15 protein-coding genes are annotated in these 23430 nt (G+C 45.9%); 8 read left to right on the top strand and 7 right to left on the bottom strand.

The window, feature by feature from the left end; translation table 11 throughout:
- Positions 1–34 precede the first annotated feature (34 nt).
- Positions 35–979 carry a 2-keto-4-pentenoate hydratase gene (locus tag RIG66_RS19800; protein ID WP_446380461.1) on the top strand — a complete coding sequence of 315 codons (945 nt, stop codon included), beginning with the start codon at positions 35–37 and terminating at the stop codon, positions 977–979.
- A 324-nt stretch (positions 980–1303) separates the two neighbouring features.
- Positions 1304–2104, top strand: a complete 801-nt coding sequence (locus RIG66_RS19795) for a class II aldolase/adducin family protein (RefSeq protein ID WP_446380460.1) — start codon at positions 1304–1306, stop codon at positions 2102–2104.
- A gap of 456 nt (positions 2105–2560) precedes the next feature.
- Here RIG66_RS19795 and RIG66_RS19790 read toward each other — a convergent pair whose 3' ends face one another.
- From RIG66_RS19790 to RIG66_RS19780, 3 genes are all read right to left on the bottom strand, one after another.
- A complete protein-coding gene (locus RIG66_RS19790) occupies positions 2561–3508 on the bottom strand; it encodes a putative 2-dehydropantoate 2-reductase (RefSeq protein WP_446380459.1) in 948 nt (315 codons plus the stop codon).
- 179 nt (positions 3509–3687) lie between these two features.
- Positions 3688–6966 carry a leucine-rich repeat domain-containing protein gene (locus RIG66_RS19785; protein WP_446380458.1) on the bottom strand — a complete coding sequence of 1093 codons (3279 nt, stop codon included), beginning with the start codon at positions 6964–6966 and terminating at the stop codon, positions 3688–3690.
- Between the two features lie 547 nt (positions 6967–7513).
- Positions 7514–8149, bottom strand: a complete 636-nt coding sequence (locus RIG66_RS19780; protein WP_446380457.1) for a hypothetical protein — start codon at positions 8147–8149, stop codon at positions 7514–7516.
- 235 nt (positions 8150–8384) lie between these two features.
- Here RIG66_RS19780 and RIG66_RS19775 point away from each other — a divergent pair, with 235 nt between their 5' ends.
- The gene (locus RIG66_RS19775; protein ID WP_446380456.1) at positions 8385–8612 is read left to right on the top strand and encodes a hypothetical protein; all 228 of its coding nucleotides are present in this window, start codon (positions 8385–8387) and stop codon (positions 8610–8612) included.
- A 209-nt stretch (positions 8613–8821) separates the two neighbouring features.
- Here RIG66_RS19775 and RIG66_RS19770 read toward each other — a convergent pair whose 3' ends face one another.
- Together RIG66_RS19770 and RIG66_RS19765 are read right to left on the bottom strand one after the other, a co-directional pair.
- Complete coding sequence (locus tag RIG66_RS19770) at positions 8822–10111, bottom strand: SUMF1/EgtB/PvdO family nonheme iron enzyme (RefSeq protein ID WP_446380455.1); 1290 nt, start codon at positions 10109–10111, stop codon at positions 8822–8824.
- Positions 10112–10465: 354 nt separating this feature from the next.
- Complete coding sequence (locus RIG66_RS19765; RefSeq protein ID WP_446380454.1) at positions 10466–11650, bottom strand: NAD(P)H-quinone oxidoreductase subunit H; 1185 nt, start codon at positions 11648–11650, stop codon at positions 10466–10468.
- 258 nt (positions 11651–11908) lie between these two features.
- On the opposite strand from RIG66_RS19765, the gene rsmH reads away from it, so the two are divergent.
- Both rsmH and RIG66_RS19755 read left to right on the top strand, forming a co-directional pair.
- A complete protein-coding gene (gene rsmH, locus RIG66_RS19760; protein WP_446380453.1) occupies positions 11909–12784 on the top strand; it encodes a 16S rRNA (cytosine(1402)-N(4))-methyltransferase RsmH in 876 nt (291 codons plus the stop codon).
- Positions 12785–13336: 552 nt separating this feature from the next.
- Positions 13337–17518 carry a PAS domain S-box protein gene (locus tag RIG66_RS19755; RefSeq protein ID WP_446380452.1) on the top strand — a complete coding sequence of 1394 codons (4182 nt, stop codon included), beginning with the start codon at positions 13337–13339 and terminating at the stop codon, positions 17516–17518.
- Between the two features lie 123 nt (positions 17519–17641).
- Here RIG66_RS19755 and RIG66_RS19750 read toward each other — a convergent pair whose 3' ends face one another.
- Positions 17642–18190, bottom strand: coding sequence for an EF-hand domain-containing protein (locus RIG66_RS19750; protein ID WP_446380451.1), 549 nt, complete (start codon positions 18188–18190; stop codon positions 17642–17644).
- 828 nt (positions 18191–19018) lie between these two features.
- Entirely contained in the window at positions 19019–20125 is a 1107-nt protein-coding gene (locus RIG66_RS19745; RefSeq protein ID WP_446380450.1) for a metal ABC transporter solute-binding protein, Zn/Mn family, read from the bottom strand.
- A 217-nt stretch (positions 20126–20342) separates the two neighbouring features.
- On the opposite strand from RIG66_RS19745, the gene RIG66_RS19740 reads away from it, so the two are divergent.
- From RIG66_RS19740 to RIG66_RS19730, 3 genes are all read left to right on the top strand, one after another.
- On the top strand, positions 20343–21062 hold the full coding sequence (locus RIG66_RS19740; RefSeq protein WP_446380500.1) for a metal ABC transporter ATP-binding protein: 720 nt from the start codon (positions 20343–20345) through the stop codon (positions 21060–21062).
- 230 nt (positions 21063–21292) lie between these two features.
- A complete protein-coding gene (locus tag RIG66_RS19735) occupies positions 21293–22180 on the top strand; it encodes a metal ABC transporter permease (protein WP_446380449.1) in 888 nt (295 codons plus the stop codon).
- A 332-nt stretch (positions 22181–22512) separates the two neighbouring features.
- Positions 22513–23316, top strand: coding sequence for a hypothetical protein (locus tag RIG66_RS19730; RefSeq protein WP_446380448.1), 804 nt, complete (start codon positions 22513–22515; stop codon positions 23314–23316).
- Positions 23317–23430: the final 114 nt, after the last annotated feature.

Here is a 23430-nt window from a genome sequence, read left to right as displayed (position 1 = left end):
GACTAAATGACGAATGACATAAGACAAATGACAAATGACAAATAACTATTGGCAATCTGCTGTTCTCACAATTGTATTAGGGAGTCAAATTTTTGGGTTAGGTACGGTTGAGGCGACAGCAAACCAGAAACGCACCGCTTGCCAAACCAAGGATGAATTGGCTTGTGCTGGTGTTGTTATAACGCCAAATTCGCGGTTTCTTGAAGAATTAGTTACCCATTACATCAACCGTATTCCTCTGGAAACCACACCACCCGACTTAACTGTAACCGAAGCCGAACAATTCCGCGATCGTTTTATAGAAAGACTTGCTCCTATTTTAGGACAAAGTATCGGATATAAAGCAGGACTCACAAATACAACCGCACAAGAACGGTTTAATGTATCTCATCCCTTACGCGGGATTCTCTTAGAACAAATGCTGCTACCCAGTGGGTCAATTGTCCCCGCCAATTTTGGCGCACGTCCCCTGTTTGAAGGAGATTTAATCGTCAGAGTCGGAAGTGATGCAATTAATGAAGCCACAACTCGCCAAGAGGTTTTAGCCGCCTTAGATGCCGTCATTCCCTTTATTGAACTGCCAGATTTAATCTATGACTCTGGGGTAAAATTAGACGCCGCTGATTTAATAGCAATTAACGTGGGGGCGCGTTTAGGAATTGTGGGCGAACCGATTCCCCTGGCGGCTACTCCCGAATGGCAAGAACGGTTAGGTAAGATTCAAATAGTGATTGTGGATGAAACCGGAAAGGAATTAGCCACAGGTACAAGTAATGTACTATTAGAACACCCCTTAGACGTAGTTTTATGGTTGCGGGATGATTTAAAATCCGTAGGAAAGCGACTGAAGAAAGGCGACTTATTATCATTAGGAACAATCACCCCATTAATGCCCGTAGAATCCGGAAAAACCATTCGCGCCCAATACTTCGGTTTAACGGAACAGGAGGTTGTTGAACTATCCGTAATTTTTGAATAGTTACGCTTGTAGTTGCGCTTGTAGTTGCGCTTGTAGTTGTGCTTGTAGTTGCGCTTGTAGTTGCGCTTTAGCGCCCTAAACGTTAAAACACCAACCATAAACGCTCAAATCAAATCATATCTTGACAATTGCTCCTAATTGCAATACTGTAAAAGCTATCGTTTCAGGAGTTTTCATTCAGGGGTGTTTAACCAAACATGATATCAGTACCATTTCACTTCAGTATCAGGGCGCACGTCAGTGCGCCCCTACGAAAATGTGGGTTAAACATTGATAAAATAGTTCAATCTATTTTTATCTACCGACTGAATTTACTAACTATCTATGGTTTCTTCAATTGATCCCCAATTAGCCATTCAAACCTCAAAATCAACCCAACTTCCCCAACCGCCAACATTTACCTCAAAAGAAGCGGAACGCCTGCACCGCCAACAACACTTAGCCGCCGCCTTCCGTCTATTTGCCCGCTACGGGTTTGATGAAGGAATTGCGGGACATATCACCGTGCGTGACCCCGAATTCACCGATCATTTCTGGGTAAATCCCTTTGGCATGTACTTTGGTCATATTCGGGTTTCTGATTTGATATTAGTTAACCATAACGGTGAAATTGTCAAGGGGGACAACCCCGTCAACGCCGCCGCCTTTGCCATTCACGCCCAAATTCACCAGGCTAGACCTGATGTTATCGCCGCCGCCCATGCTCATTCCCTCTATGGCAAAAGTTGGTCAACGCTGAAACGTCACCTTGACCCCATCACTCAGGATGCTTGTGCTTTCTATGAGGATCATGCCGTGTTTGATGACTATACGGGTGTTGTTTTGAATACAAACGAAGGTGAACGTTTGGCGGAAACCTTAGGGAAGAAGAAAGCGATTATTCTTGGCAATCATGGTTTATTAACGGTGGGACATTCAGTCGATGAAGCCGCCTGGTGGTTCATCGCCATGGATAGATGTTGTCAAGCGCAATTGATGGCGGAAGCGGTGGGTAAACCTAAGTTAATTAATCCGGATACGGCGAAGTTGACTCACAGTCAAGTGGGTTCTCATTCTTTGGGTTGGTTTAGTTTCCAACCCCTTTATGAGATGATGATTAAACAGGAACCCGATTTATTGGATTAATTAGGAAATCCGGCGGAGAAACAGAGGAATTTGTAGAGACGTGCTTTTGAAGCGTCTGGCTTTACTCCTTGGCATTTTCCCCCTCATCCCCTAACCCCTTCTCCCACCCCCCTCGTTCCCCCCTGCGAGGAGGGATGACAAAGGATGCTTCGCTTTTGTTTCATGGGAGAAGGGGAACCGGATTATCTTGCTCCCCTCTTGCTCCCCTCTTGCTCCCCTCTCCCAAGCGTGGGAGAGGGGCTGGGGGTGAGGGCTGGCGTGGGAGAGGGGTTGAGCTTAAGATGACGCAGATGAAAGCTTGCGCCCGATTTAATTGTCAAATCTATTCCACAATTTTAGCTGTGTCACGCCACAATTGTGGGCAAAAATCAAAATTTAGTCAGGGCGGGTTTTGTATAAAGGTTATTAGCAATGGCAACATGAAATTTCCTAAACCCGCCCCTACAAACCCAATCCCTAATTCCCAATCGCGATATTTCTGGCATCTAGGAATTTTAATTGCTGATAGAGCATCGTTATTTTAGGAACCGCCACCCCAACCGCTTGCGCCGCCCGCATGGGGTTGCCAAACATGGCTTCGACTTCCAATGGGCGATGACAATCATAGTCAATTTTCATGCTGGTACGATAGGGTTTCATCTTCATCGTATAATCCAGCATTTTTTGTACAAAGCTTTCTTTTATCTCTAAACTATACCCCGCCGCCCCAGCTACAACCTCTCGCATCAGTTGTTCCGATAGCTGATACCCATAACTATCCTTCATAATCGCATCTGTTGTAGAATCTAAGACGACAGATAGACCATTATAGGGAATATTCCACACCAATTTTTTCCACCGGGCGAGGAGTAAATTCTCAGAAAGCTGAATCGGAATATTAGCTTGCTCAAAGTCAGCCGCAATCTGACGCATTGTCTGTGTAATTCCTTGAAGCTGATGGTTATTTCCATAAGCACCTAGCTGGATTTGACCATAATCGAGATGGTGAATTTGACCCAAACCAATTTTATTAGAACAGACAAAGCAGAGTCCCCCTAATACTTCCACAGTTTCCCCGACTATGGCGGCAATTTCGGGTTCAACCCCTAACCCATTTTGTAACGTAATCACCACAGTTCCCGGTTTAACCAGAGGCGGAAGCAGGTTAGGAAGGAGATGATTTTGGGTGGTTTTTAGAGCGATTAATACTACATCACAAGGGGGCATGTCTTTGACATGGTTGTAGGCATTTACCTGGGGTAAGGTAAAGTCTCCGAAGGTTGACGAAATTGCCAAACCATGCTCTTTCACATAGTCATAATCGCGCCGAAGGAGAAAATGGACATCGAGTCCCGCTTTTTGCAAGCAAGCGCCGTAAAAGCCTCCGATCGCACCTGTACCAATTATGGCGTAATGTCTTCCCATAGGCTGAATCCCCTGATAATAGTAACGGAACCCTAATACTGTTGAATCCGGGCGGGTTTTGTGGGTAAGTTATCGGTATCCCCATTTATTTTATCCCTAAACCCGCCCCTACAAGAATCCGGGCGGGTTTTGTGGGTAAGTTATCAGTATCCCCATTCATTGTATCCCTAAACCCGCCCCTACAATAGTTGTTGTTGAATCGCGTTAATTAAATGATTAAACCCCGATTCACTATGAATATCGGGGGTGAGGGTATTCATATTTTGTAGCGTATCGGTGAGTCCGTCAATGGTGGCGCGAATTTCGGTATATTCGTTGATGGAACGTTGTAAACTGGGTAGGTTGGCGAAAGAGTCGATTTGTTTTATTGTAGTTTCGAGTTCTTTGATTTCGTTTTGCCAATGCAGGATATACTTGGCTCGATCGGTGGGCTTATAAATCTTGGCGTCAGATAAAACAATCGGGAAGATTCTCTGGTAGAATTCGCCATTTTTGGCAATCTGGACGAGTTCATACATACAGTTTTCGGATTTGAGATAGCGATCGCTAATCACAACAATAACGCATTTCCCCTTACCAATGCGCTGCATGAATTCTTTGATTAGCCCTTTGTACCCTAAGTCTCGCTTATCCCGCACAATCGTGATTCCCTGGGATTGAAAAACATCATCTAGACGGTTGACAAAATCCTCGCTTTCCCCTCTCCAAGCATAGGAGATAAAGATTTCTTTCTCGAAGTCGGCGGCGTCGGGTTTATCCATCATCGGGGAATCCTTGGGGGAGGTTTGGCGGTGGGGATGGCTAAAGGAGGCTTCTCTTTCCTGGTTCAGTTCCTGTTGTAATCGGGAATCTGTCGCCTTATCGAAAGGTGAGTCTATCCCTAGTTTATCAGCATAGTCTTGCGGGTAGGGGGAGAGGTTCACGTCATCAATTAAACGGCGGACATCCACCATTTGATAACTATTATCGCATTCAATCTCATAGCGACCCGCGTTTAAGCGTTTGCGGAGGTTATCCAGGCGATAGGAATAGGGATTAGGATTGCCTAAGCATTCGTTACAGTTACAGGGAACTAGGGTATTGTACCGCAATCGTTCGTAAGACTCGTGGATTTTTTCCAGTTCATGGGTAATCACGGCGAGGAGTTCTTTTTTCCGGTTTCCCGATACCCGGATTTTAATTTGGCGTTGATAGTAATATTCGATAATTTCAGCGCGGGTTTGGTATTTGTTGAGGAGTACGCCACTGCGCCAGACGCGGGTTTGGTTTTCTATCCAGGGGTGGGTTTCGACAATGAAGCGGGTGAGGATTCCTTTGGGCATAAAGTCGTAGTCATAGCGCAAAATTAGATTATTTTGCTCATTCCAATCGTAGTCGGGTTGATTGATATCTAAGAGTTGGGGGGCGATGTAGGTATTTGTCTGATTGGGGATGGGATAGCAGAGTTTGAACCGGATCATTAATTGCAGGAGTTCATCCTGCATTTGATTATACTTATCGTCTTGCCAAATATCAGCGAGGGTGTCTTGGGTGAAACAGCCGAGATTTTTCTGAACGATGGGATTATCTAAGACATTATAGACGGCGGTGGTTCCCCATTCGGGTTTGAGAATAATATAGTGTTTTAGGGTGGGGTCATCTTGGAAATGGAGGCATACACCGAGGTCATGTAAATAGCGACTGAGACGCCGCATATCTTGGCGGTCAGTTAATTGATTGCGGCGGCAAATTTGGTAGTAGTCTTGTTGGGTGATATAGTTACGGGAATCATTTTCTAAGGCTGCACGAACTCGTACCCAGAGTTTGGGTAAAGGTGTGCCGACGTGGGGGAGGCGGGTGATATATTGTTCAATCGCATCTTTGATTTCAGTTAGTCCGCGATTGGTGGCAAAGTTGGCGGGGATAACGTCTTTGAGATTGGTGAATTCTCCCCGGAGTTGGCGTTCGTTGACGGGACATTGACGGTCTTGTTTTTCATTGTTGATAATTAAAACGGGGCTATTGTCGCTGAGGAGTTCCACGACTTTTAGCCACCAGTAAAAATCGGTGTTTTCTTTGCGATCATCGGCGACTAAGGCATAGAGGGAACGTTTTGTGAGGAAGAATTGGTGAGTTTGGTGATAGATTTCCTGTCCGCCAAAGTCCCAGATATTGACGCGAAAGTCTTCTCCGTTGGCGTGGGGAAAGTGCCATTGGATAACATCAATACCTTGGGTGGATTTTTCATCGGGTTGGAGTTCGTAGGTTTCGGTTTCGATTTTCTTGGCTAAGGTGGTTTTTCCGGCTGCACCTTCGCCGACAATGATGAATTTGGCTTCGTAGAGGGGGGCGGTTTCTGTGGGGTCTTGGATGCGGAAATAGAAGTCGAGGATTTCTTGGATATCGCCAGGGTTTGTGAACAACTTATTTCCTTCTAAAATTTCTGGGGGGATGGGTAGTGGATTACCGCGTAAATCTAGTGTTTTTAGGTTGGGCAGTTGTTGAATTTCCGGCGGCAGTTCTTGGATATTATTGCGGCTTAGGTAAAGGGATTGCAGGGAGGTGAGTTGAAGGATTTCGGGGGGCAGTTCTTGGATATTATTGCTGTATAGGGCAAGGGATTGCAGGGAAGTGAGTTGAACGATTTCGGGGGGCAGTTCTTGGATATTATTGCTGCCTAGGTAAAGGGATTGCAGGGCAGTGAGTTGACCAATTTCTGGGGGCAGTTTTTGGATATTATTGCCCCAGAGGGAAAGGGATTGCAGGGCAGTGAGTTGACCAATTTCTGGGGGCAGTTTTTGGATATTATTGCTGCCTAGATTAAGGGATTGCAGGGAGGTGAGTTGAACAATTTCCGGGGGCAGTTCTTGGAGTTTATTGCCGCTGAGGTCAAAGGATTGCAGGGAAGTGAGTTGACCGATTTCAGGCGGCAGTTCTTGGATATTATTGCTGCTGAGGTCAAGGGATTGCAGGAAAGTGAGTTTAATGATTTGATGCGGCAGTTCTTGGATATTATTGCTGCCTAGGGAAAGGGATTGCAGGGAGGTGAGTTGAAGGATTTTGCTGGGCAGTTCTTGGAGTTTATTGCTGCCTAGGTTAAGGGATTGCAGGGAGGTGAGTTGAACAATTTCCGGGGGCAGTTCTTGGAGTTTATTGCGGCTTAGGTAAAGGGATTGCAGGGAGGTGAATTGAACAATTTCGGGGGGCAGTTCTTGGAGTTGATTGTCAACAACCTGAAGTTCTTCAAGCTGATGAAGCTGTCCAATTTCCCTAGGTAAGGCACTCAACCTGTTTCCGATAATATCGACAATATAACCCTTATCGTGATACCGATATTTACCCAGAATCAGTTTTTTTAGGTGAGTCAGCTTGCCAATGTCCGGCGGTAGCACGGTTAAATTATTGCCAGAGAGGTCAAGTTCCGTCCATTCCTCCCGCGCTGCTTGTTCAATGAGTTGGAGTAGTTCGTCTTCTGTCATCAGCCAGTCTTGAATCCTCTTTTCCTACTGTAGCTGCTGGGGGTTGTTGGGGAAAAGGCAACAGGCAACAGGCAACAGATCAAAGCCGCTACTCGCCCATGGACAGGGCGACGCGATCGCATAAATTAAATGGAGTGGTGTTGTTGATGAAGCAAAGCGGGTATTGGTGTCAATTTAAGCTCAACCCCTCTCCCACGCCAGCCCTCACCCCCAGCCCCTCTCCCAAGCTTGGGAGAGGGGAGCAAGAGGGGAGCAAAAGAGTCCGGTTCCCCTTCTCCCATGCAACAAAAGCGAAGCATCCTCTGTCATCCCCCATGGAACAAAAAGCGAAGCATCCTTTGGTCTCCCCCTTTTGAAGGGGGACGGAAGGGGGATCTAATAGGGGGGAACGAGGGGGGTGGAGAAGGGGTTAGGGGATGAGGGGGAAGATGTAGAGAAGTAGATAGACACAGTAGGGGTTTGGGTTCTGGTATCCGGGATGGGTGAAAGGGCAAGCGTCGCCTATTCTTATCTATCCCGATCTCACAAAAGATGATAAAAATAAAAGTTAAGTCAAATCACGTCTAATTTGGGCGATCGCAGAATTTAACCCTTCACTATGAATCCAGCCCACATAACCCCCATAAACCATTCGATCCTGACTATCCGCCACAAAAACATGGTCAACGCCTAAGGGATTTTTCCAGGTTCTCACCGCTGCACTATCCCTAAGCCTAATAATCGGATGAGACTGTTTAAAATCCCGGTGATGTGCAGGAGTCATACCCGGAACCCGTTCTAAAATTGCGATCGCGTCTTGAGTCACATCTGTTAAGTAAGCATTCACGACAGTATCACAACCACACCCATCCGTTACCGTCGCTTTTAACCTATCCTTAATATCCCCATCAAATAGGGAAAGCGCTTCAATCTCCTCAATCAACTTCCCATGAGGTTCACTCTGACGCCGCTGACAATAAATCGCCGTGAGTAAATCCTCAAGCCCCACCTCAGCCAACGCATCGGTAATCAATCCCGTCAATCCCAAAACCGCAATTCCGCCTAACATTCCCGCCGGACCCCCCAGAAAGGCTAAAGCCGCCGTGATCGCCGCCGCCCCCGACAATCCTGTCGCCGCCATCGTCACCACCAGAATCACCCCAGGTAATCCCAACGCGGCAATTTTTTTGACAACTTCATCCATTTTTATGACCTCCCTTCAGCAGCTTTTTCTATCAAGTTTAACCTGCCTTTCCGGAATCGACGGAGAAAACTGTAGCCAAAGATACCAAATAGAGTTAGGCGATCGCATAAATCCATAGACTCCACTGATAGAGGGACATAACATGTTCCCTACCGATGGTGATTCAACTTAAATGGATTGCCAATGCTATATTATCCCGATTATAATAAAATAACCTCACTATTAAAAAATTGCCATGAATGATTTATTCAAAAATGCTTTTATACAAGCATTAGGAGTGGCTGCATTAATTTATATTGGGTTTCAACTTCTGGATTGGGGTATAGATTCCATCCTTCGTATTTTAAGAAGTTTCGATAATTGGTATAGAATCTATGGATCGAAATGGGCTGAAGAAGTTGCCATTGCCTTTGGCGTACTTTATCTGCTTTTTGCGGCGGTGATTAATAGTAGAAATCGTTAATCGGTTAAAGGTTTAGAACGATAAACAATAGATTTTAGGGTTAAAGACGTTTCGTGCATCGCGTCTGTAGGGGCGGGTTTAGGGAATTCTGTTTCGCTATTGATAATAACGTCCATTCAAAACCCGCCCGGATCATCTGTCGCTTTATCTTTGGAGAGAGGTTTTCCAGATCCCGTGAAAAGTAAGCTCACCCCATCTCCCTACACGAATTATCCATCCGCCGCACAGCGAAACCCAGCCAAAATCTGACGCACACTGGGATAATACCAATTGCGGAAACTACACCGCATCGCCCACGGACGAGTTGTCCAGCTACCGCCGCGCAAAACCCGATGTTCGCCATCAAAATAGGCTTGAGAATAGCCGCGATAAGGATAACTAACAAACCCTTTGTATTCATCAAACCAACTCGCTGTCCATTCCCAAACATTCCCCAACATGTCATAACAACCTGATGCACTTTGCCCCTGGGGATAGGCATTAACCGGAGTCGTATGTCCTACCGTATTATCGTAGTTACAAGAATAGGATGTGGGTTCTGTATCACCCCAGGGATAGATGTAATGACACCCCTTTTGTACATCCCAACTCGCCGCTTTTTCCCATTCCGCTTCACTGGGTAATCGCTTGCCGACAAAATTAGCATAAGCCTCGGCTTCATACCAACTCACCCCATAAACCGGATGATTATCCCAAAAGGGTTCATCGGACCAATAGAGGGGATGGGCGACAGGATTATCCTGCAACCATTTCCATCCTTCTACAGACCACCAGTTATGATTTTGATATCCCCCCGCTTCAATAAAAGCCCGATACTGTTGACAGGTAACCGGGTAGCGATCAATCCAGTAGGTATCTAAAAAAACGCGATCGCACGGACGTTCGTTATCCATAGCATCAATCTCGTCGCTTCCCATCTCAAACTCACCCGCCGGAATTTCAATCATCTGTCCTTTATCCGGCGTCTTATCTCCTTGAGGTGCAAAGGATTCAGTCAGAACGAATGACGTAGGCGTGCGCCCGGTTTGGCAAAGGGTATTACTCCTAGCAGATAGGCGGTGTAATTGCAAGATAAAGGCAATTGTTTCAGCATGTTGACTCTCGTGCTGAACTAACCATCGCCATAAGCGTTCTTGGTGATCCAGGGGAGCAATTTCCAGATAGTCAAAGACTTGGGTTCTGACGATATCCAGATAATCTTGAATTTCTGCCAAGGACGGTAATTTTTGGCGATCGCACTTGGGTAAACCATCCGCCGCAAAAAGCCGATGATACTCTGGAAACAGGGGTTTTTTGCCAGCATAGCGTTCTAGCATCCAATACGCTTCCGTAAAAGCAATATGACCCAAATGCCAACCCACGGGACTAAAATCCGAATGCGCTTGGCGATAAAATCGGGTTTCGTCAATCCCTTCGACGAGAACTAACGTACCCATACGGCATTTTTCCATCTTTTGACGGATGCTTTTTCGACAAGCATGAATTGATGTAAACGTCACAATTTTCTCCCCCTCAACTGGACGAGTTTCGGCACAACTTTTCTAGTTTCCGGTGAATCGGGTTCACAAGCAAGAGTCGTAGGGAGTACATCAACATTAATGGAAATATATAGCGCTATGCGCTAGGCAATGGGCAATGGGCAACACCTCGGACTTCGGCGTGAGCGCGGCAACTGAGCCTGTCGAAGTTCAGTCGAACGCTTACCTCGACGGTCAGTGAGCCTAGTCGAACTGCGCTCGGTAACACGCTCGGTGTGTCATGGGCAATAGTGAAGAAAAAAGTTCTATAAATATCGCAAAAAAAAAGTGGCACGTTAGTTGATGTGCCACTTCTTCCCAGTATCTATAACTTAATCAGCGGTCTACTGAACCCATGATTACGTCAACACTACCAAGAATCGCCATAATATCTGCCACTTTCACTCCCCGCAAAATATGGGGTACAATTTGCAAATTGTTGAAATCCGGTGGACGAATCTTCCAACGCCAAGGAAAGATATTATCATCCCCAATAATGAAAATGCCCAATTCTCCCTTTCCACTTTCCAAGCGAACATAGTGTTCACCCTGAGGAATCTTAAAGGTTGGCGGAATTTTCTTACCACTATACTGGTAATCAAAATCATTCCATTTGGATTTCTTTCCTTCAGCCATACGTTTGGCTTCCAGATTTTCGTAAGGACCACCCGGTAATCCTTTTAATGCCTGACGAATAATTTTCAGGGATTCCCGCATTTCCCGAATCCGAATTAAATACCGGGCGAGACAATCCCCAGCGGTTTCCCAATGGATATCCCAATCAAAGTCGTCGTAACATTCGTAGTGGTCAACTTTCCGCAAGTCCCACTTCACGCCAGACCCCCGCAACATCGGACCCGACAGCCCCCAGTTAATTGCTTCGTCACGGGTAATCGTACCCACCCCTTCAACACGACGGCGGAAGATGGGGTTGTTGGTAATTAAGCGTTCGTATTCATCGACTTTAGGGGCGAAATAATCGCAAAAGTCTTCACATTTGTCAACCCACCCATAAGGAATATCAACCGCTACTCCACCAATACGGAAGTAATTATTATTAATCAGGCGTTGTCCGCTGGCGGCTTCCCACAAGTCGTAAATTAATTCCCGTTCCCGGAAGATGTAGAAGAAAGGCGTTTGCGCCCCCACATCAGCCAGAAAGGGTCCTAACCACAACAGGTGATTGGCGATGCGATTCAACTCCAGCATAATCACGCGGATATAGCTGGCGCGTTTGGGTACTTCAATATCCGCTAACTTTTCCGGGGCGTTAACGGTAATCGCTTCGTTAAACATTCCCGCTGCATAGTCCCACCGACTCACGTAGGGGACATACATAATATTCGTGCGGTTCTCGGCTATTTTCTCCATCCCGCGATGCAGGTAGCCGATAACTGGTTCGCAATCGATCACATCCTCCCCGTCTAACGTGACGATTAAGCGGAGAACACCGTGCATGGACGGATGGTGAGGACCCAAGTTGAGAACCATTGGGTCGGTTCTGGTTTCGATTTGTGCCATAGTGATGTATTTGGTTTACCCAATTTTTAGCGATGACGCCTATTTATTTACTTACCATAGACATTCAAGTGACGTTCCAAAGTAAGAGTACGATAATATTATGCCCCGGACAGCCTGTTTGGTGATAGCCAATTAATGAGAGGGTGACCCGACCCAATTGAGGGGAATGGTGTTGTTGATTAGACAAAGTGGGTCGCCCCTACACTCCAGACCACAGGTTTTTCGGCAATCTTTGATTTAGTGGGGGAGGATGTTCAGATGGAGTCTGAGGGGCAAGCAGCGCAGTTTTTTCATCGCTCGGTGTTAAGTCAGGAGTTAATCGCCGGATTGACGATTCGTCCGGGTGGGCATTACTTAGATGCGACGGTGGGCGGCGGTGGACATAGTGAGTTAATTCTATCAGCCGCCCCGGATGTCCATGTCACCGCGATTGACCAAGATGCTCACGCGATCGCCGCAGCAGAAACCCGGTTAGCCCCATATCGCGATCGCATCCAATTTTGGCAGGGGAATTTTGTGGACTATCAACCGCCGGACTCGTTATTTGATGGCATTATTGCCGATTTAGGCGTTAGTTCCGCCCAACTGGATATTCCCGATCGCGGCTTTAGTTTTCGCCATCAAGCCTCTCTAGATATGCGGATGGATCAACGCCAATCCTTAACCGCCGCCCAGATTATCAATCACTGGGATGAAACCCAACTGGCAAATATTATTTATGAGTATGGTGAAGAACGCTTATCCCGACGGATTGCCCGGGCAATTGTGGAACGCCGCCCCTTTGAGACAACCACCCAATTAGCCGAGGCGATCGCGCGATCAGTTCCCAAAAAATACCGTTATGGCAGGATTCACCCCGCCACTCGAACCTTTCAGGCGATCCGCATTGCCGTTAATCAAGAATTATCCTCCCTAGAAAAATTTCTCAATTGTGCGCCTAGATGGTTAAAACCAGGCGGCAGAATTGGTATTATTAGTTTTCACAGCTTGGAAGACCGTCTGGTTAAACACCACTTGCGGGATTCACCAATATTGCGGGTGCTTACCAAAAAACCCATAACTCCACAACCCACGGAACGGGATGAAAACCCCCGCGCTCGTTCTGCCAAGTTGAGATTGGCTGAGCGTCTTTGAAGGGACAAGAGACTACAGGGCTAGAGTCAGTCAAGTCATCCTATGGGCGCTGGTACTGGATTGGGAAAATCAGACTAGAATACTCGCTTTTTCAATGCATAGTATGACGATTTTGTCAACGGCTAAGACGAAGTTAGTGTTCTAAGATACAAACAGATGGCGACGTACTTGTCGTCACCAATCTACTGTTCCTTTTTATCCCCAAGTTGGTGTCAATAAGCAGATGTTGCTGAAAAATTACTGAATATATCACTTTGGCGAAGAAATATCAGGGCAGATGCATCGAGCCAAACTTAATCTGACACCAGGGAGTTCGACTCTTAGCCAGTTAAGGTGAATGTTTGGTGTTATTTCGTTTTTAAGAAAACATCTGACAAACCTTTGGATCTTCCAAAAGATACCCCGTCCAAGTTGAAAACTGGAGATTCTCCTAGAGAAAAACGACCGGTTTCAACGTAGACGCGGTTTAGATTGTTCCTTTTGTTGATGACTCACACTTGCCCTAAATGAATTATGAGGGAAATTGTAATTGGGAGCCTCAGGGTGTCCCTAATGATGCCTATTCTTGGTTATTTGTGGTGGATCGGCTCAAAATCACAGATTGAACGACAACCGGGCTGGTTCTATATGCTGGCAGGTTACGCTTTAATTTGTCTAGATGGGTTTATGGATTTAGTCCACCGTACTCTTGGGTTGACAACCCTAAACTCTAGTCCAATCGATACGCTGATGCCAGCGACACTGCTTTATTTAGTGGGATTTGGACTGCTGGTGCTTGGTTTATGGCAATGGTTACCGTTTGTTGCCAAGGTCAAGAAGCTAGACATTTTGTCCCCTTCATACCCTAACTCGGAAGAGTATTATACCTGCAAATTGTACGATCAAGGCGGCACGAACGCCCAGTCGGATGAACTGAAGCAAGCGATAGCAGACTGTCTACATACTAACGCCGAACTGCAACAGCGAGAAGCACAATTTCGGGCAATTACTCAAGCCTTTCCTGTACCTGTGGCGATCGCACAAGCCTCTGATGGCACGATTGTCTATGGAAATTCCCACGCGAACGTACTGTTTGGTGTCGCTACCTCAGAGTTAGTCGGTAACTCAATGCCCGATTTTTATGAAAATCCTGCCGACTGGCAAAGACTGTTAGCCAGATTAGACCAAAAGGGTGTTGTTCAGAATGATCAAGTTCGTGTCCATACCATTAATGGCACGCCCTTGTGGGTAACGGTATCGATGCAGGTGTTGACCTTAAATCAGGAAAAAACAATTCTGAGTGTATTCCATGATATCAGCGATACCTATCAGCAAATTACCCAATATCAGCAAACAGAAGCCGTTCTCAAAGACAGTGAAGCTTGCTATCGGACGTTGGTCGAACAGTCTCCCAACGCGATCGCCCTGGAAAGTCAGGGAACCCTGGTTTATATGAATCCTAAAGGTGTCAAACTACTGGGAGCCATTAGTCAAAACCAACTTATCGGTAAACCTTGGTCAGAGTTTAGCTCTAAGGATCAGGGAAATCAGAGAAATAGGAGAGATCACCAAATTATTGGTTCTGAGCATACAGAGAAATTCTCTGACCACAAACGAAGGTCGAATCCACCTCACACCCTAACATTACCCACAAAATTTGTTCCCGAACAAGTTGTGCAGTTAGACGGTCAGATCATTGATGTGGAAATTGCCCGTTTACCCGCCGTTTATCAAGGTCAAAGAGCAACCCAACTGGTGATTCGAGATCTGACCCATAGAGAACAGCCAGACCGAGAACTGAGAGTACGGGCGCGTCAGCAAGCAACTATCGCTAAATTGAGCCAACGGGCGCTTTCGGGACTGGATTTAAATACCCTGATGGACGAAGCGGTAAGTACGATTGCTCAAACCTTAGAGGTTGAGTATTGCAAAGTGTTAGAACTCCTACCCAATGGTAATGTGTTTTTACTCAAAGCGGGTGTGGGTTGGTCGCCGGGATTAGTTGGGTATGCTTTAGTCGGTGCCAACAGGAATTCCCAAGCGGGTTATAATCTGATATCTCAAGAACCTGTCGTGGTTGAAGATCTACCGATTGATACTCGCTTTAGTGGACCCCCTTTGCTCTACAATCATCGCGTTGTCAGTGGTGTGAGTGTGGTGATTCCGGGTCAAGAGCAACCCTTTGGGGTGTTAGGGGCACATACCAGCAGCCAGCGCCGTTTTAGTGAAGATGACATTCACTTTCTCCAAGCGGTTGCCAATGTTTTAGCCTTGGCGATTGGACATCAGCAGTCAGAGGCAAATCTCTATCTGATGCAGAGAGCGATCGCGGCGAGTAATAATGGGGTGATTATTACTGACCCCAATCAGCCGGATAATCCGGTAATTTACGTCAACCCCGCCTTCGAGTCAATGACGGGTTATACCGCAAAGGAGGTGATTGGACACAACTGCCGTTTCTGGCAAGAACCTGATTATAATCAAGCCGGAGTGACTAAGTTGGCGACAGCGATTCAAGAGCAACGAGAGTGCCATGTCATTTTACAGAACTATCGCAAAGATGGCAGCACGTTCTGGAATGAACTCTATGTGTCGCCCGTCTTTGATGGAGACGGCTATTTAACCCACTTTGTCGGGATTCAAACCGATATTACTAAACGGAAACAGGCAGAGGAAGCCCTACGACAGAGTGAGGAAAAGCTGGATAGTATTCTCAGTTCCCTAGATGATGTGGTCTGGTCAGCGTCTCTGGAGACTCAACAGTTTATTTACCTGAATCCGGCGACAGAACGAGTTTATGGTCGCCCCGTATCCGACTTTGTGAATTGTCCCAGTCTCTGGCAGTTTGTCGTTCATCCTGATGATCGCCAACGGGTGGAGATAGCATCTCAAACGCTGATGCACCAGGGGAGTAAAGATCTAGAATATAGGGTTGTACGACCGGATGGCGAAGTGCGTTGGCTGCGCGATCGCGCCCGCCTAATTTATAACCAAAGGGGTATTGCCATTCGCATGGATGGAATTGCTACCGATATGACCAAACGCAAACAGGCAGAGGCGGCTTTACTCAAAAGTGAGGAGCAATTTCGCCTCACCTTTGAACTGGCTCCCATTGGCATGGCAATGACATCCCTTAAGGGTCAATTCCTCAAGGTTAATCAGGCATTGTGTGACGCTTTGGGGTATACGGCTCAAGAACTGTTGACTCTTACGTTTACAGAAATTAGCCACCCGACTGAACGGGCACTCCACTTTACCCAATACCAATCCTTGTCCCAGGGGGAACTCTCTCATCTGCAAACTGAACGGCGATTAATATCAAAATCTGGCAGGATTGTCAATGCTATTTTGAAAGTTGTGTTGGTCAGAGACGCTCAAGGTCAACCCCTACACTACATTAGTCAGGTGGTGGATATTAGCGATCGCAAACGCATGGAGGAACAGTTACTCCACGATGCTTTCCATGATGTATTGACCGGATTACCAAATCGGGCATTATTCATGGATCGGCTGGAGTATGCGTTGCGACGGTCAAAGCAACGCTGGGACTATTTATGTGCGGTGATTGTCTTGGATTTAGACCGTTTCAAGGTGATTAATGATAGTTTAGGGCATCTGGTCGGCGATCGACTGCTGAGTGCGATCGCTCGTCGATTAGCAGGGTGCTTACGCCCCAGCGATACCTTAGCCCGGTTAGGAGGGGACGAATTTACGATTCTACTGGATGATATCCCCAATCCGGCAGCAGCTACGGATATTGCCAAATCGATTCACCAAACGTTGGAATCCTCATTTAATTTAGATGAGTATGAGGTGTTTGCCACAGCCAGTATCGGGATTGCCCTGAGTGGTATGGGATATAACCGAGCGGAAGATTTGTTACGAGATGCCGATACCGCCATGCATCGGGCAAAACTTCAGGGAACCGCTTGTTATGTCATGTTTGATACCGCCATGTCTGGTCGCGCCCTTGCCCAGTTACGGTTGGAAACCGAACTGCGATGGGCGATTGAACGCCAAGAACTTGAGGTTTATTACCAACCGATTATTTCCCTGGGGACAGGTAAAATTACCGGGTTTGAAGCATTAGTGCGTTGGCAGCATCCAGAACAGGGAATGATTTCACCGGGCGCGTTTATTCCCTTAGCTGAGGAAACGGGTTTAATTATTCCCATTGGTCAGTGGGTGTTGCGGACATCCTGCTATCAGCTACGCCAATGGCAACGACAGTTTCCCCACTATCCCCCGTTAACCATGAGCGTTAATTTGTCGGGGAAACAGTTTTCTCAAACGAATTTAATTGAGCAAATTGCCCAAATTATTCAAGAGACAGAGGTCAATCCCAGCACTCTCAAGTTAGAAATTACCGAAAGCGGCATTATGGAACATTCCGATTCGGCGTCGGCTTTATTGGAGCGACTTAAGGCATTGAATATTCAGTTGTACATTGATGATTTTGGCACCGGCTATTCGTCGTTAAGTCGCTTACATCAGTTTCCCATTGATGCCTTAAAAATTGACCGTTCTTTTGTCAGTCGTATGGGGGATGCGGGAGAAAATGGGGAGATTGTGCAAGCGATTGTGACCTTGGCTCACAACTTAGGCATGGATGTTGTGGCTGAAGGCATAGAAACGAATATGCAGTTAGCCCAACTGCGAGGGCGGCGATGTGAATATGGTCAGGGATACTTTTTCTCTAAGCCATTGAATCGGCAAGCCGCAGAACAGTTAATGATGAATTTACCCCAGTGGTAAAGGAGCATGAGATGGGGATGGCTATTGACTCCATTCCCCGATCTTCTCAAAGGATGTATCGCCTTAGCCTTTTGGCTTCTACTATTGATAATTTGTGTGGTGAAGGAAGGAATAAGAACTTTTTTACCCCATAGAACCGTAGAACCAATTGGCGGGTGATTGTGTATCTTGAGTTGTGTGGTAGTCATACAAATTTTGGACAAATTCCTCTCGGGATATGAAACCATTTTTGTCTGTATCAAGATGGGAAAAAGCAATTTTAGCGTCGGTTTCAGAACTCCCTATCGTCGTCAAGAAAACAATAAACTCTTTTTTATCAATGCTTCCGTTACCATCTAAATCAATAGCATCATAAAGCCTTTTATTCAAATTCGTACCCATTTTTCTGGCGCTAGGCGACTCGATAAAACGTTCGCAAGCCTTGATGTATTCTTCCAGAACTACTTTGTTGTTACCATCAACATCAGCAGGTTTGAAATAACCATCCCAGATAGCACGATAAGCCGCCATAATTTTGTCATGATCTGGAGAACCTGAATTAATACCAAGCTTTTGAGCAACCTTTTGGGCTATTTCCTCAAAGTCTGATAATGTTAAAACTCCATCATTAGATACGTCGTATTTATTGAACGCAAAGGAAAGCTTTTTAGTTTGAAATTCAGAGAAAGCCATAATTAAAGCTACTTATTTTTTTGGAAGTTTTCAACTGCAATCTGTGTCCCTGACTACTCAGTGTTCGAGAAAATGCCATTCCATCTGTGTCATCTGTGTTTTTGTCAAGACTTAGTAATGATTTTTATCATAAGTTCAACAAAATACATGCGTCCAAGGGGGAGGTTAGCCGTGAGACGAAAACCATAAATTATACAAAGTATTACGAATATTCAAGGGGTTTAGCTGGATCAAATTTGTTTTTACCCATAAAAAACCCACCATAGATAATATACCTGAAAATCACACAATCTTCTCACAATCGCTGCAACCCTTGAAAATTCGTAGCTTTTTCCCAAAACGAGGTAAAAAACGAGCAATTATGACGTTTTGTTAATACGGGAATCTGATTTGAAAATTTAAACCTTTCTGGGGGAAAGAATCGTTTAAATTATCAGAACTTGACAAGTTTATATGAGTCAGCAAATTTACTGGTGAATCGGGATGAAAAGGTGTTCTTTGTCGAAAACATCCATCTCACCCCTCACACTCCCCTGATTTTGGTGAAACCCCCTCTGTCGCGCATCGTAGTCTAAACTTCAGTTATTCATTGAACTTTGGACAAAAAAAATAAATTTGCGTAATTTATTTGCCAAGGCATTTGGTTCAGAAAAATTAGATGTAGGGGCGGGTTTAGGGACAATTGTAGGGGCGGGTTTAGGGACTAAATTCCGATATTCACCGATAACCGAACAACAAAACCCGCCCTCCTCACCAATAACCGAACAACAAAACCCACCTTATTCTCAACCGCGATCGCATCGTACCCGCCTTAACCAAACCGACGCTTTACCCTTCCTCTTCAGGCTGATTATCACCCGTCATTACTTTGAACGGAGTACAAGTTCCGCCCAAACCTTTCGCGATCGCACAGGTATTATGGGTGATCATTCCTATATAAGTTGCTGTGTCACTATTTTGGGCACCTAGACTACCAACAAACAGTTTTTGGTCCCAAACCTTGACATTCGCTTCCCTAGCAACAGTCTCAATGGCGGTGGAATTGGTTGTGGTTTCCACAAAAATCGTGGGAACCTTGGCTTGTTCAATGGTTTCCACTAATTCCTTGACCCGTGCGGCTGAGGGGGTTTCTTCGGTACTGAGTCCTTGCAACGATTCCGCCGCCTCAAATCCATAAGCGTTGACATAATAAGCTAAGGCGTCATGAGTGGTGACAATTTTACGTTTTCCTGGGGGAATTGTTGCCACTTGTGCGTTGACCCAGGTATCTAACTGGTCGAGTTGATTGGTTAACTGTTGGGCATTTTCTGCATAAAAGTCAGCATGATCGGGATTAATCTGTGCTAGTTGGTTACCAATGACATCAACTATTGCCATACTGTTTTGCACATCATGCCAAACATGGGGATCGAAAACCTTTTCCCCCTTATCGGCTGCATGGTTTTCTTCATGATCTGAGTGTTCAACCTGTTCCTTTTCCCCGTGATCATGATGATCTCCATTATGGTCATGGTGATGTGCTTCTCCCTCCAGGGGATTGGGGACAGCTTCCTCAAATACAGCAACGATAGGGGCTGATGTATTGCTGGCTTCAATTAATCCCTCAACGCCCGGTTCCCCCTCATAGCCACCATAAAGGATCAGTTGTGCGGTTTCAACAGCTTTGCGATGGGATGGGGTTGATCGGTAGGTGTGAGGATCTTGGTTCGGATCTAATAAACAGTTGAGTTGAATGGTGTCTTGGGCAATTTCTTCAGTTAAATCGCAAAGAACGCGATGAGACACCACTACACTAGGCTTCTCACCTGATGTCCCATCCTCTGTTGGTGAAACCGTTGTCTGGTTGGTTTGAACACACCCTGTCAGTGCGATCGCTAATACCAAAACCTTACTCTTCCATCCGTTCAGGGTTTGGGTAGATAGATACGTCACCATAGTCAAGCTCCTTTAACCGAGAGATTATTATAATGATAATCATTCTAATATTGGAGTTGACCCGAATGGCGACAGTTTCCTCTCCCCCAGCCTCCCTAGCTCCCCCAGCCTCCCTAGCTTCCCTATCCCTTCCCAAAGCATGAAATCACGGCAATCATTATCCGATAAGCTGAAAGCAGAATTTGTTAATGGTAGTCATTCTCACAAACAGGTTGTAATGCTCGAAGTTAATGATTTGGCGGTCAACTACCGAAATACCTGGGCAATCTCCGGTGTTTCGTTTTCCATCCAACCGGGACAGTTAACGGTGCTATTGGGACCCAACGGTGCTGGGAAAAGTACAATTATTAAGGCGATTCTGGGACTCATTCCCCTCACCAGCGGAGAAGCAACCTTTCACGACAAACCCCTTAAAAGTCAGCGCAAACGAGTCGCCTATGTACCGCAGCGCACCCAAATTGACTGGAATTATCCGGTTACAGTCTGGAATGTCGTGATGATGGGGCGCACTATCCACACGGGTTGGTTTAAACATCCGTCTCGTCAATCCCAGGAGATTGTTCAGGATGCATTAGAACGGGTAGGCTTGTTTGAGTATCGCCATCGTCAAATTGGTGAACTTTCGGGAGGACAACAACAACGAGTATTTTTAGCTAGGGCGCTGGCGCAACAGGCAGAGTTGTTTTTTTTTGATGAGCCGTTTGCTGGGATTGATCAAAAGACAGAAGAGATTATTTTTGAAATTTTTCAAGACTTAAAGTTTCAAAATAAAATGGTATTGGTAATTAGTCACGATTTAGGCGAAACCTTGGAGCAGTATGAGCAAGTATTACTTTTAAATAAAGAGTTAATTGCGGTGGGATCAAAGTCAGAAGTATTGACTACTGAAAATCTCAAAAAAGCTTATGGTAAACTCATGAGCCTGGTTGTTGCCTAATCTCAAAGCAGTAGGAGTGGGTTTAGCTACTGTAGGGGCGAGCCATTAAAGCTTGCGTATGACTGATAGCTGAAAAACAAAACCCGCCCTGGCTTGTGACCGATAATTTAAGTTGCAAATAATAGCAATCATTAAACATCAACATTCGGAAAGAATAAAGGTAGCATAATACAGATCCTAATGAAATATTAATAGTAAAGAATAAATTAAGAATAAGTGAGGTGGATAGGATGTGGGATTGGTTAATTGAACCGCTGCAGTGGGGATATATGCGTGACGCCATAGCGATTGCGGTGCTGCTGGGAATTTTAGGGGCGGTTGTGGGGAGTTATTTGATTGTGCAACAGATGGTCATGATCGCTCATGTGATCGCCCATGCTGTTTTACCGGGACTATCAATTGCCTTTTTTGTGGGGGAACAATTTCTGTCTCTGGGGGCGTTTGTAGCTGGGACATTGAGTGCTTTAGTGGTGGCTGGTATTCATCAGCGATCGCGAGTGAAAGTAGATGCAGCGATGGCGTTAACTTTAACCAGTTTTTTGGGCTTGGGAGTTATCCTAATTACCCTCTTAGAAACAAATCAATTTGACCTCAGTTCTATTCTATTTGGTGACATTTTAGGCGTCAGAACCAGCGATGTCTGGCATACGCTAATCATTACCGTCATCGTTTTACTGTTAACCAAACTGTTTTACAAAGAACTCCTTTTTTACACCTTTGACCCCCTCGGCGCTCAAGCCAGTGGTTTACCCGTCACCACCATGTATTTCGGCTTCGTCTGTGCGATTACCTTGACGATTGTCGCCAGTATGCAAACCGTGGGTGTACTGCTGGTTATCTCCCTCCTGGTTGGTCCCGCCATTACTGCCTATCTTTTAGTCAAAGAATTGCATCAGATGATGGGATTAGGGGCAATAATCGGTGTAATGGCGGGTGTCACGGGTATGTATTTAAGCTATCACCTGGATTTGCCATCAGGACCCGCGATCGTCATGGTTGTCTTTAGTTTCTTTATTCTGGCATTTCTATTCAGTCCCACCCAGGGAATTTTAACCGAACCCGGAACCGTCCGTTGGATTGCCAAAATCCTGCAACCGCTCAAACTCTGGAAACGCTGAGGCTCTCCCTGTTTTGACCCTTCTATCCTCTGTTCCCTCCTGATACCAAATCCGGGTTAGCTACCCCGTTATAATCCAGTCCGCCCAGGCGAACTACCCTTCGGGAAGGCTTCGCCTATGTTTGTGTAGCAGCGATTTCAATCGCCATGGCAAAAAAGGGTTTTCAAAGCGGATGTGGTATGAAATGTATCTATCGACTGATTCAAGATAGTGTCATATCCTCCTTTAGCTTGGCGTCAGCGATAACGGCGAATTGGTAAGTTGGTGAAAGATACAAGAAAGCCTTAAACCTTAGAAAAACATTCAATATCAGTAAAGGAGGACAACTCTACATGAATAGTAATAAGCAATTTTTGGATAACAATAATCAACCGATTGAACCCACTGCCAATCAACCCGATGAATCTTCGTCCAATAAAGACAATCAAGATAATCAAGGCAAGGGTGTAGTCGGCGCTGGGGTAGCTGGCGCAGCCGTTGGTGCTGTAGTTGGTAGTCAAGTGGCTGGCAAACGAGGCGCAGTTGTAGGTGCTGTTACAGGCGCTGTAGCGGGTGGTTTGACGGCTAAGGCTACCCCGGAGGACGCACCCGATAAACTCAAAGGTGCTGCGGAACAGGCAGCCAACAAAGTGCAAGGTGCGGCGGAACAAGCCAAGCCAGCGATTGAAAATGCAGCTAACCAAGCGAAAAGTGCTACGGAAAAAGCAGCCGACAAGGTACAAGATGTGGCTGAGAAGGCTAAGCCAGCGATTGAAAGTCAAGCCGACAAAACCAAAAGTGCTGCGGTGAAGACAGCCGATAAGGTGCAAGATGCGGCTGAGAAGGCTAAACCCTCTCTCCAGAGTAAAGCCGACCAAGCCAAAAATGCGGCGATGGGTGCAGCCGATAACGTTCAAGACAAGGCAGAGAAAGCAAAGCCATCGAATCAGAAGAATCAAGATGGTAAGGTAGTGGAAAAACAAGAACGCATTATTGTGGAACCCGATCCAACTGCGGTAGTCGCGGCAAAACCTGTCACTGCTGTGGGAAAAAACGTCGCAGAAACAGAAGTGACGCAGGTTGATGTTAAGCCAGAAACACCTGAAATACCTGAAGTTGACAAGCGAACATCCTTCAGCAAGAATACCAAACGGTAAAATAACGATTCCTAAGACCAAGTTGTGTTCCGACGTGTAAGATTAACGCTTTGAGAGGCAACTTGGTACTATAGCAACCGCTATGGCGGTTGCTATACAAACTCATTCGTGTTG

Source organism: Coleofasciculus sp. E2-BRE-01, assembly GCF_040221695.1.
Lineage (GTDB): Bacteria > Cyanobacteriota > Cyanobacteriia > Cyanobacteriales > Coleofasciculaceae > Coleofasciculus.
Note: the sequence above shows the minus strand (reverse complement) of the source record. Positions and strands in the feature narration are given on the sequence as shown.

Bases quoted from the DNA above. Each gene is read 5' to 3' on its own strand.
- RIG66_RS19740 (WP_446380500.1), top strand. From the start codon at position 20,343: ATGCTCGAAGTTAATGATTTGGCGGTCAACTACCGAAATACCTGGGCA.
- rsmH (WP_446380453.1), top strand. From the start codon at position 11,909: ATGGAGTCTGAGGGGCAAGCAGCGCAGTTTTTTCATCGCTCGGTGTTA.
- RIG66_RS19790 (WP_446380459.1), bottom strand. From the start codon at position 3,508: ATGGGAAGACATTACGCCATAATTGGTACAGGTGCGATCGGAGGCTTT.
- RIG66_RS19730 (WP_446380448.1), top strand. From the start codon at position 22,513: ATGAATAGTAATAAGCAATTTTTGGATAACAATAATCAACCGATTGAA.
- RIG66_RS19755 (WP_446380452.1), top strand. From the start codon at position 13,337: ATGATGCCTATTCTTGGTTATTTGTGGTGGATCGGCTCAAAATCACAG.
- RIG66_RS19750 (WP_446380451.1), bottom strand. From the start codon at position 18,190: ATGGCTTTCTCTGAATTTCAAACTAAAAAGCTTTCCTTTGCGTTCAAT.
- RIG66_RS19745 (WP_446380450.1), bottom strand. From the start codon at position 20,125: ATGGTGACGTATCTATCTACCCAAACCCTGAACGGATGGAAGAGTAAG.
- RIG66_RS19735 (WP_446380449.1), top strand. From the start codon at position 21,293: ATGTGGGATTGGTTAATTGAACCGCTGCAGTGGGGATATATGCGTGAC.
- RIG66_RS19765 (WP_446380454.1), bottom strand. From the start codon at position 11,650: ATGGCACAAATCGAAACCAGAACCGACCCAATGGTTCTCAACTTGGGT.
- RIG66_RS19795 (WP_446380460.1), top strand. From the start codon at position 1,304: ATGGTTTCTTCAATTGATCCCCAATTAGCCATTCAAACCTCAAAATCA.
- RIG66_RS19775 (WP_446380456.1), top strand. From the start codon at position 8,385: ATGAATGATTTATTCAAAAATGCTTTTATACAAGCATTAGGAGTGGCT.
- RIG66_RS19785 (WP_446380458.1), bottom strand. From the start codon at position 6,966: ATGACAGAAGACGAACTACTCCAACTCATTGAACAAGCAGCGCGGGAG.
- RIG66_RS19800 (WP_446380461.1), top strand. From the start codon at position 35: ATGACAAATAACTATTGGCAATCTGCTGTTCTCACAATTGTATTAGGG.
- RIG66_RS19780 (WP_446380457.1), bottom strand. From the start codon at position 8,149: ATGGATGAAGTTGTCAAAAAAATTGCCGCGTTGGGATTACCTGGGGTG.